The sequence below is a fragment of the Moraxella sp. 179-F 1C4 NHS genome, assembly GCF_045370505.1.
GTDB lineage: Bacteria > Pseudomonadota > Gammaproteobacteria > Pseudomonadales > Moraxellaceae > Faucicola > Faucicola tetraodonis.
The window spans coordinates 37705-48046 of sequence record NZ_JBIQEC010000019.1 but is presented as its reverse complement, the minus strand read 5'-3'; the positions used below and the strand labels follow the sequence as shown (position 1 = coordinate 48046).

The window sequence follows — 10342 nt, the reverse complement described above, 5'->3', positions numbered from 1 at the left end:
TTTTAAGGCTTTTGATTTACTGTTTCATTATGTCAATTATGGCTGGGTATAGTGAGCATACTTTTTAGACCACAGCCTATAATTTCAATTCGATTAAATTCATCAAATTATGATTAGAATTTGTTGTAACTTTTGTGCAAACTTAGTAAAGTACACAACATCAAAAATTATATTTTAGCATCAATTACGTAACATTTTCTGCTCATCGAAAAATTGGTAATTTTTTCTGATTCTATTTATCTCTCTCGATTTATTTAGCAGCCTTACTTACTTTCTCTAGGATAACTTTATGGCTATCTCTACCAACCTAATCAAATCCTTTCAACTCTCTGCATTAACGACCGCACTTGCCCTCGCTGGTTGTGGCGGTGGTGGCGGTAATGATACATTGCCGCCGCCTGTAAAAACAGGTACGGTCAGTGTGACTAACCCAAGCACCGGTACAGATTCGACCACTACGACCAATCTTGCCAGTGTGAAGAAAGTTCAATTAGTCAGTACCAGTTCTGATTTTTATATGAATGTTGGCGATAGTGTAGAGTTAACTGTGTACGCCTTAAACAGTAACAATATCGGTGTTGCTAGTGTACCGGTAAGCGTTCAAATTACAGACCCAAGCGTAACAGGCGTGTTTAGTGGAATTAGTCCAAATTTAATCACTGATGACACGGGTAAAGCGGTTATCAAACTTGATATTAAGTCTTTGAGCAATGATCAAAAAAACTATTTAAAACAAAATGGTTTGGTTGTGACTACCACAGTAGGTAAAGTTTCAACAAGTAAAACCCTCAAAGGCACCGATGTTAATATCACAACCCCTACCGTGACTGTCAGTAATTTATTATTAATTAGCGATAGCCAAAATATTGCGTTGGTAAAAGGTACGAAAATTAATGTTACGGCATTAGCAGTGGATAAAGACAATAATATCATTCCGAACACGACCATCGATTTTAATATTGGAAATTCAGTTCTTAGTGGTATTTTTGCTAATAGTAATTTAAGTGTGTTAACCAATGACAGAGGCGAAGCAAATTTAGAGTTAGAGCTCAAATCTTTGTCAAATGAACAAATAAGTTATTTGTTAAATACTGGATTAACTATCAACTCAACTGCGAGAACAGGTAGTGTTGCATCTAATACTATTAATTTAAAGGGAGTCGAGCAAGGTAATACGACGACTAAGCTAGATGTGCAAAAGGTCAATCTAACGACACCAAAGCCCAACTTTAATGTACAAGTTGGTGAAAAATTCACAGTTACTGCTTCAGTGTTAAATAGTCTAAACACTGGTCTAGGTGGTGTACCTGTCCAATTTAAACTTGATGACCCAAGTATGACAGGTGTTTATGCGGTCTCTGATACCTCTAATGTTGTAACAAATGCCAGTGGCGAGGCGACCATTGAACTGGAAGTAAAATCTGAAGCTGCTAAAGCCAAACTATTGTCACAGGGCATTAATATCACAGCCACTGCAAAAAATACGACCGGCACTAGCCCTGTTGATGTAACAAATAAATTAAATATCTTGGGTAAAGACCCCGCATTTAATGAAAATATTACTAAGGTTTCAAAAGTCGGTCTTTCTTCTAGTCTTACTAACAACGAGTTTGATTTAACAGTCGGTAATACCTTTACTGTGACTGCCAATGTGTTAGATGCATCTCAAGGTGCGTTAGCTAACGTACCAGTGACATTTACCTTACCTGGACTAGATCAAACGGGTATCGCTAATTTGTCGGGCTCAACAGTCACCACTGATGCCCAAGGCAAGGCCACTATTAATTTGTCCCTTACCTCTCTTAATGCAACTCAACGTAGTTACTTAATGAGTAATGGTTTAACTGTTAACGCATCAGTTGCTAATGGTACTAGTGTTGCACCTATAAAATTATCAGCGAAACAATCTTCCACCCTTCCTGTTACGGTTGAAAGTGTTTCAGTCGTAGCAGATAGCGATAATATTTTGATGACAGCGGGTAGCACTGTAAAAGTCACTGCCATCGCACTGGACAAAAATTTTGGTGGATTGGCGAATCAAACTTTAACGGTTAAAATTCCAGACCCATCAGCTACGGGCGTGTACAATATTACAGGCTCAACGATTACCACTGATTCAAAAGGCGAAGCGATTTTTAACCTGCAAATCAAATCTGCCTTAACTGCTGCACAAAAACAGGCACTGGCTAATGGTTTGGTAGTTGATATCACTGCCGCCAATGGCAAAACTAGTCAAATCAAATTATCGGCAAAAGCAGTCAATGATGTCGTAGTTTCAAATGTTAACTTAACTTCCAATGTCACCAATATTCCCCTATCTGTGGGTAGCCAGTTCACAGTTACTGCTAATGTGAGCGATGCACAAAACGGTACCATTGCCAACTCACCAGTAACTTTTAGCCTACCATCTTTAGCGGATTATGGTGTGACAAGTTTGTCGCCATCAACCATTATTACCGATGATAAGGGTCAGGCTATTATTACATTGCAAGTTCAGTCGCTGACTGATACCCAAAGAGCCAACTTATTAAAAGGCTTTACCATTAATGCCACTGCCAATGGTAAAGTGGCACCTGCGCTTACTTTAACAGGCATGGATACTATCAAGCGCTTTGATGTAAAAGCAGTCAATTTATCAAGCCCTATCAGTAAATTTAATATCAAAACAGGAGAGCGATTTACGGTTACTGCATCTGTATTAGGTGCTAACAATACAGGTATAGGTGGCGCTCCTGTTGAGTTTACTATTGACAATCCTAGTTTGACTGGTGTTTATGCTGTCTCTGATACGACCAATGTTATTACTAACGTAAATGGTGAAGCGACTATTGAGCTTGAAGTTAAGTCAGAAGCCGCTAAGCAATTACTGTTAACTGATGGCGTAACTATCACTGCGATTGCTAAAAACACGTTAAATAATCCACCTGCTGATATCAGCGGCAAGAAAACTATTCTTGGCACCGATCCAACGTTAAGTGCCAATATTGCTAAAGTCAGTAAAGCTTTATTGGTATCTAGCGTGAACCCATTTGATCTGACGGTAGGGAATAAGCTGTCAATCACAGCATCCATCGCAGATGCTAACAATGGCAAATTAGATGGTGTACCTGTTAGTTTTACCTTACCTGATTTAGATAAAACAGGTATCGCTAATCTGTCAGGTTCTACCATCGTCACGAATGCCAATGGTGAAGCAATCATTAATCTTGAAATTAAATCATTGTCTGCAGACCAACGTAACTATATACTTACCAATGGCTTGACAGTTAAAGCCGCAGTGCCTAATGGTACAGTAATTTCACCGCTACAGCTCTCTGCTAAAAACGTTATGACGCCTGATAATACAATTGATTCAATTTCAGTTACGGCTGATTCCAACAATATTATTATGGCGGCAGGTAGTCGTGTACGTGTCACCGCTGTTGCACTTGACAAGAATTTCGGTGGGATTAAAGGCCAAAACCTAACCGTCAATATTCCAAATCCAGCATTAACAGGTGTCTTTAATTTAAGCGGCTCTACCGTTACTACTGATGACAAAGGCGAAGCCATTATTGACCTTGAAGTTAAAACAACCTTGACTGATGCTCAGAAAGCGGCACTTTTAAATGGTTTAAATGTGACTGTAGCCGCACAAAATGGTCGACAAGGTGTTATTAATCTTGCTGCCAAAGCGGCCAATGAAGTATCGGTAAGCACAGTTAATCTAACAGGCTCAAATATTCCTTTAACCATTGGTAGCCAAGTTAAAGTGGTCGCTACTGTATTAGACGACCAAAAAGGTGTGGTTAAAAACACGCCTGTCACGTTTACTCTGCCAAGCTTTGCAGATACAGGTGTAGCCAGTTTATCCGCTTCTACGGTATTAACAGATGATAAGGGTGAAGCGGTTATTACTTTAGAGGTAAAATCGCTTACAGATGCGCAAAAACAAGCATTACTTAACGGTTTTACCATCAATGCCACATCTAACGGTAAAGCTGCACCTGCCTTAACATTAAAAGGCGTGGATACCAGTGTCAAACGCCTTGATGTCAAATCGGTCAAATTAACCTCACCCGTTAATCCATTTAATATCAAAATTGGCGAACGCTTCACTGTGACTGCGTCAGTACTCAATGGTAATAATACTGGTATTGGCGGGGCACCTGTTGAATTCAATCTGCTAACTAACCCATCCGTATCGGGTGTGTATGCAGTTTCTGATACATCAAATATCACCACTAATGCCAGTGGTGAAGCCACTATTGAGCTAGAAGTCAAATCGACAGCTGCCAAAGATTACCTGATTCAAAACGGTATCAGCATCCAAGCGCTATCTAAGAATACCATGAACACGACTCCAGCTGACGTTAAAGGTAATATCACCTTAAAAGGCATCGATCCTTCAGCAGTGCCAGTCGAAGCTAATATTGCGTTAGTCAAACAAGGTGCATTGAGTAGTAGTTTATCTAATAATATTTTCGATTTGACCGTGGGTACTACCTTTGATATTACTGCGTCGGTAGCAGATGCCAATCAGGGTCCATTGAGCAAAGTACCTGTCACTTTCTCATTGCCAGGGTTGGAATCAACGGGTATTGCTAATTTATCAGGGTCAACGGTTACTACCGATACGCAAGGCAAAGCCGTTATCAAGCTACGTATTGACTCTTTATCAAAAACCCAACGTAATTATCTACTTACCAATGGTTTAGTAGTCAACGCGACAGTACCAAATGGCACCAAAATTAATCCGATTAAACTCACTGCCAGAGATGCAGGGATTGATAGCGTCATTACCTCTATCGCTGTCACCGCTGATAGAGATGATATTTTGATGATGGCAGGCTCTAAAGTCCATGTGACTGCTTCTGCATTGAATGGTAACTTTGGCGGCGTCGCTGCAAGTGATTTGACATTTAGTATTCCAGATCCAGCGTTGACTAATGTCTTTAATATTACGGGTACAACCGTGAAAACGGACGAAAAAGGCGAAGCCAGTATCGATTTAGAAGTCAAAAACTTATTAACCGCTAGCCAAAAAGCCTATCTACAAAATGGTCTAAAAGTTAAAGTCACTGCCCCAAGTGGCGCTGTAGGTGAAATCACTCTAAAAGCCAAAGCCGTCAATGAAGTGAGCATTGATAAAGTGGTCTTAGAGAATTTCCCAAATACGCCAGTCGTATTGAGCCAAGGCAATGAGTTCATTGTGATGGCTCACACAGTCGATGCCCAAAACGGTGCTGTTACCAATGCGCCTGTTACATTCAACCTACCAGACCCAACAACCACTGGCATTGTGAGCTTATCGCCTTCGACGGTATTGACCAGTGAAGTCGCTGCACCTGTAGAGCCGATGATTGGCGAGCGAGCGGTAATTATCCCTAAGGGTACTGCTTATATCCGTTTACGTGTGATAGACCCAACCAAAGCGGAAAAATTGATTGCAAGTGGCTATATGGTAACAGCCGTATCTAACGGTAATGTAACACAAACACTCAATGTACCTCTTACCAAAACCGCCCCACAACCGACGGTGAATGACATTGCTGAAGTCAATTTGGTTACAGATGTTAATACGCTAACTACCAATAATGGTGATACAATCAACGTGACTGCCCAAGTGCGTGATGCCAAAAATTTCAGCCTAGCGAACATGCCAGTTAGCTTTACGCTATTGGATGCGGCAGCTGCAACGGGTATAACTAATACCACTCCACTTCAGGCAACCACCAATGCCAATGGTGAAGCGGTATTAACTTTAAAAGTCGGTGCGCTCACCCCAGACCAAAAATATTATCTACAAACCAGTGGTCTATCATTTAAGGCAACTGCCGGTGCTATCACTAGCTCAACGGTCACCTTAAGAACCCAAGAAGCGATCACGGCCAATAGCGTCAACTCATTGCTATTAACCAGTGATTCAGCAATTCAATTGGCTGTTGGCTCAAAAGTCAAAGTCACAGCACTTGCAATAGATAAAAACGGCGCCGTCGTGCCAAATGCGCAAGTCAGCTTCAAAGTTCCAACGGATTCTGGCCTGGTCAATAACACAGGTGCGGTTGTCAATACCAACGCCAATGGTGAAGCAACCATTGAAGTTGAAATCAAAGACCTTGCCAAGGCAACGACTGCCTTGCAAAACGGTGTAGTTATCTACGCCCAGTCTGGCACATCAGCAGCTACCACCACGTTACGCGGTGCGACGAGCAATGCCAATACTGAAGCCTACAAGCTATTTGTTAGCCCATCAAAAACAACGCTTAGAACAGCCACCGATACTACTACTTTAGGCATCAAAGTAACAGATACCAAAGGTGGTATTAAAGCGGGCATTCCTGTTCAAATACAAATTGCTGAAGGTCTTGATAAAGGGATTACTTTTGACAAATCATCTAATCTTGTCACAGATGCCAACGGTTATGTACAAGTTAATGTCATTCAAAGTGACATCGGTTTAATTTCAAAATTAGACCATACGGCTAAAATTAAAGTCATTGTTAATGATGGCGTTTATCAGCAAGCCGAGCAAACCATTGATTTCAGCGTTACAGGTACGACTATCAAAGATGGTTTCATCTCCAAGTCGGTGATTACTGATAGCCTGACTGATACTATCACTGTATCTGGTGTGGCTGTCGATGGTAATGGTCGCCCTATCGCCAATCAATCGATTCAGCTATTAAAAGACGGTGCGGCGTTGACTGTTCCGATGGTAAATACTGATTCCAATGGCAAATTTACTTTTACCTTAAACGGTTCACAACTGACAACTGCTACAACTAATTTCAATTTACAAGCTAGAATCATCGATGCTAATAATCCAAATCTTGTCTCTCAACCCTATAATTTAGGCTCATTAACAAAAGTGACAGCAAGTAATTTAAGCCTAATTGTTACACAAAATGGTATTGTAGGTAATGAAGTAAAAGTTGACACACCAGCTACCATCACCATTGACCTACCTGATACCGTGGCTAATGATACAATCATTTATTTAACTACCAATAAAGGTACACTTGGCTCAAATAATGAAAACCGTGTTTCAACAACTGCTCAAGGTGGTAAGGCAATATTTAACAACTTAAGCTCAATTTCTCCAGGCGTGGCTACACTAACTGTTGAGTATAATGGCACTAAACAACTGGAGAAAAATATCACCTTTATCACTGATAAGGTAGCTAAAGTATTAACTCAAGTTATCAATACCACTGTCAGTACCAATGGCGAAACCAAAATCATTGCCACAGTTCGAGATAACAAAGATGCGCCTGTCAAAAATGCCATCGTTGACTTTACACTACTTCAGGATGCTTCAAGTGGCAAGCTATCCACTGGCACAGCAGTTACAGATGAGGCAGGTAATGCAATCATAAGCTATTTTGCAGGTGCTACACCAACACCAGTAAATGGCGTAAAAGTACAGTCTCGCGTTCAGTACGTTAAGTTAAATAACCAACTTTTACCAATTTCTACAACACCAACTTACCAACCACAAGATGTCAGCTTTACCGTGCAAAACTTCTCTGCATGGATTGGCTTTGCCTTTGCCGATAAAGTAGCACCTACTGCAGATAATATCTATTATATCCGCGCGGGATCCATCTTTATTAATAATAGCATTGGGCAACCTGCAGTGAATCAAGAAGTATCCATCTCGATTGTGCCAAAAACGTATGGGGTAGGATTATGGAAATTTATCGCTAAAGTACCAGGTGTGGCTGCTATTCCTGAAGTTAAAGATCCAACGACAGGCGCCATTACCACAGTTGGTAAGGATGCTATTCCAGAACAACCTGCAAAATGGATAAGACAATCCTTTATGGGTGGTAGTACAATCAATGGATTTTTCAGCTGTCTTTCAGAAGACTTTAATGGTAATGCTACTTTAGATAGAAGTGAAGATTTAAATGGCAACGGCCAGCTCGATGCTGGAGAAGATTTAAATAACAATGGTAAGTTAGATTTCGTTTATAGTGAAGATTTAAATGGCAACGGTCAGCTCGATGCTGGAGAAGATTTAAATAACAATGGTAAGTTAGATTTTGCTATTTCTGAAGACTATAACGGTGATGGTATGCTCACACCATTAAATCCAATAACCGTGTTAGCACCGAACGGTACGCAAATTCTTAGCACCCAAACTGTCAAAACCGATGCCACGGGTAAGCTAGACTTTAGCATCCGCTATGGTAAAGAATATGCCGAGTGGATGACAGCGACGGTTCGAGTGACGACAAAAGTTGATGGTAGTGAGTTCTCTCAAGAACGTGATATTAACCTACCTGTGTTAGATGATGATGTGATTACCGAAGATAACAAAGGTATCAGACCGAATCTCCTCAGTCCATTTGGTACTTTGGTGAGTGCTACTATGTCACCTTACTGCTCATTCTAAGCTAGCAACTAATAATTGGTCTATTAATCTTTGAAAAACAAAAACCCCTTACACGATGTAAGGGGTTTTTTATTAGCAAAAATTCAAAAAACTAAGTCAACATCCGCCCCCGTGCGGTGCGTACGATATAGCCTTGCTGAATCAGATACGGCTCAATCACATCCTCAAGCGTGCCTCTATCTTCCGCCAAAGCCGCCGCAATCGACTCCACCCCCGCAGGACCGCCATTAAAACGCTCTTCTAACATTTCAAGATATCGTCTATCAAGATTATCAAGCCCGCGTTTATCAACTGCGAGCATATCGAGTGCGCTATGCGCAATTTCAGCGGTGACGGTGCCATCGCCTTTAACTTGGGCATAGTCACGTACGCGGCGTAGCAACCGATTGGCAATGCGCGGTGTACCGCGCGAACGTCTAGCGACTTCCACTGCCCCTTCTTTGGTCATAGGCACATTAAGCAATCCAGCCGATCTTGTGACAATGGTCGTTAAGTCCTCCACATTATAAAACTCCAATCGCTGTACAATGCCAAAACGGTCTCGCAGTGGCGAGGTCAATAATCCTGCGCGCGTGGTCGCAGCCACCAAAGTAAAAGGCGGTAAATCAAGCTTTATGGAGCGTGCAGCAGGTCCTTCGCCAATCATAATATCAAGCTGAAAATCTTCCATCGCAGGATACAAGATTTCTTCAATCATTGGGCTTAAACGGTGAATCTCATCAATAAACAGCACATCACCAGGCTCTAGATTGGTCAGCATCGCTGCCAAATCACCCGCGCGTTCAAGCACAGGACCAGACGTTGAGCGCAGATTACCGCCCATCTCACGGGCGATAATGTTGGCGAGTGTGGTTTTACCCAGTCCAGGCGGTCCAAATATCAAGGTATGGTCGAGCGCTTCTTTTCTCGATAATGCCGCGTTAATAAACACGCCCATTTGTTCTTTGACCACAGGCTGACCGATATATTCAGCGAGTAACGCTGGACGGATATTATTGTCATTCTGGTCTTCTGAGCGCCCCATCGGACTAATCAGACGTTGCTGCGAATTGGCACTTGAAAAAGGTGGAATCATAAGTATTTAACACTAGTTGCAAGTTTTAACAGGAATAATAGCACTGGCAAATCTTGCCAGTGCTATGGGATGTACAGAGAAAAAGCAGAAAAATTTAGGGTAACACACGGTACAATGTCATCGCACATTGGGTGCCTTGACTGTCCTTGCACCACTGCATCTGCTCGCCTTGCTGTTTCACATAAGCGACCAAAATATCGCCCGTCTGGTCAACGCGATTGCCAGAACAGTCTGTTGCATTGTTATCATATTGGGTTTGAATCGCTAGTGCGGGTAAGCCATGGCCTGTGTCGGCGTACAAGTATTTGCCGTACGTAAACTCTTGACCACTTGAACCGATAAATTGCTGATCGCGCCCAAAATTATACCGCTCTTGGCAATTTGGCTGCGCAGCGTCGGTTTTATCAAGACGTAGCTGCCACTGTCCTGCGATATTTGGCAAAATATGAGTCGACACTTGCGCCACTTGCTGTTGGGTTTTGCTATCATCAGGCAACGCGCCACCCATGGCCAAACTGGTTAAAATGCCTACCAACGAAATATTCATCAAGTCCATCGTTATTTTATTCCTGTTATCATGCCATCTTTATAAGGTAAAAAATAAGGTAAAACTCAGCTCATCTACCCATTGTTAATCAGCCAATGTAATTAGCTAATGAAATCAGCTAGGTTAGCGTCTATGTCCATGATGACTGTTAACAAATTTTGGTAGTTGGCATTAATATGCAAAGATATTCAAAATGTTAAAGGCTAAATTATTCTGCTTTTAATGGGGTCAGCGCGCAATATTTTAACCCAAAACCACAAAAATTATTTAAGCACCTTATTTAAACACTTTAACTTTATTTAACTGCTTAAAGTTTCATGTTCATCAGTCGCTTTAATCA

3 protein-coding genes are annotated in these 10342 nt (G+C 41.5%); 1 reads left to right on the top strand and 2 read right to left on the bottom strand.

The window, feature by feature from the left end; all coding sequences use genetic code 11:
- The first annotated feature begins 289 nt into the window (after nucleotides 1-289).
- Nucleotides 290-8380 (top strand): hypothetical protein, encoded by an 8091-nt coding sequence (locus ACH0AB_RS09220; protein ID WP_406877981.1) that lies wholly within the window; start codon nucleotides 290-292, stop codon nucleotides 8378-8380.
- Nucleotides 8381-8471: 91 nt separating this feature from the next.
- Here ACH0AB_RS09220 and ruvB read toward each other — a convergent pair whose 3' ends face one another.
- Nucleotides 8472-9455 carry a Holliday junction branch migration DNA helicase RuvB gene (gene ruvB, locus ACH0AB_RS09215; protein WP_062331309.1) on the bottom strand — a complete coding sequence of 328 codons (984 nt, stop codon included), beginning with the start codon at nucleotides 9453-9455 and terminating at the stop codon, nucleotides 8472-8474.
- 94 nt (nucleotides 9456-9549) lie between these two features.
- Complete coding sequence (locus ACH0AB_RS09210) at nucleotides 9550-10002, bottom strand: hypothetical protein (protein ID WP_282849823.1); 453 nt, start codon at nucleotides 10000-10002, stop codon at nucleotides 9550-9552.
- Nucleotides 10003-10342: the final 340 nt, after the last annotated feature.

Excerpts from the sequence above, each read along its gene's own strand:
- ruvB (WP_062331309.1), bottom strand. The coding sequence starts at position 9,455 with ATGATTCCACCTTTTTCAAGTGCCAATTCGCAGCAACGTCTGATTAGT.
- ACH0AB_RS09210 (WP_282849823.1), bottom strand. The coding sequence starts at position 10,002 with ATGAATATTTCGTTGGTAGGCATTTTAACCAGTTTGGCCATGGGTGGC.
- ACH0AB_RS09220 (WP_406877981.1), top strand. The coding sequence starts at position 290 with ATGGCTATCTCTACCAACCTAATCAAATCCTTTCAACTCTCTGCATTA.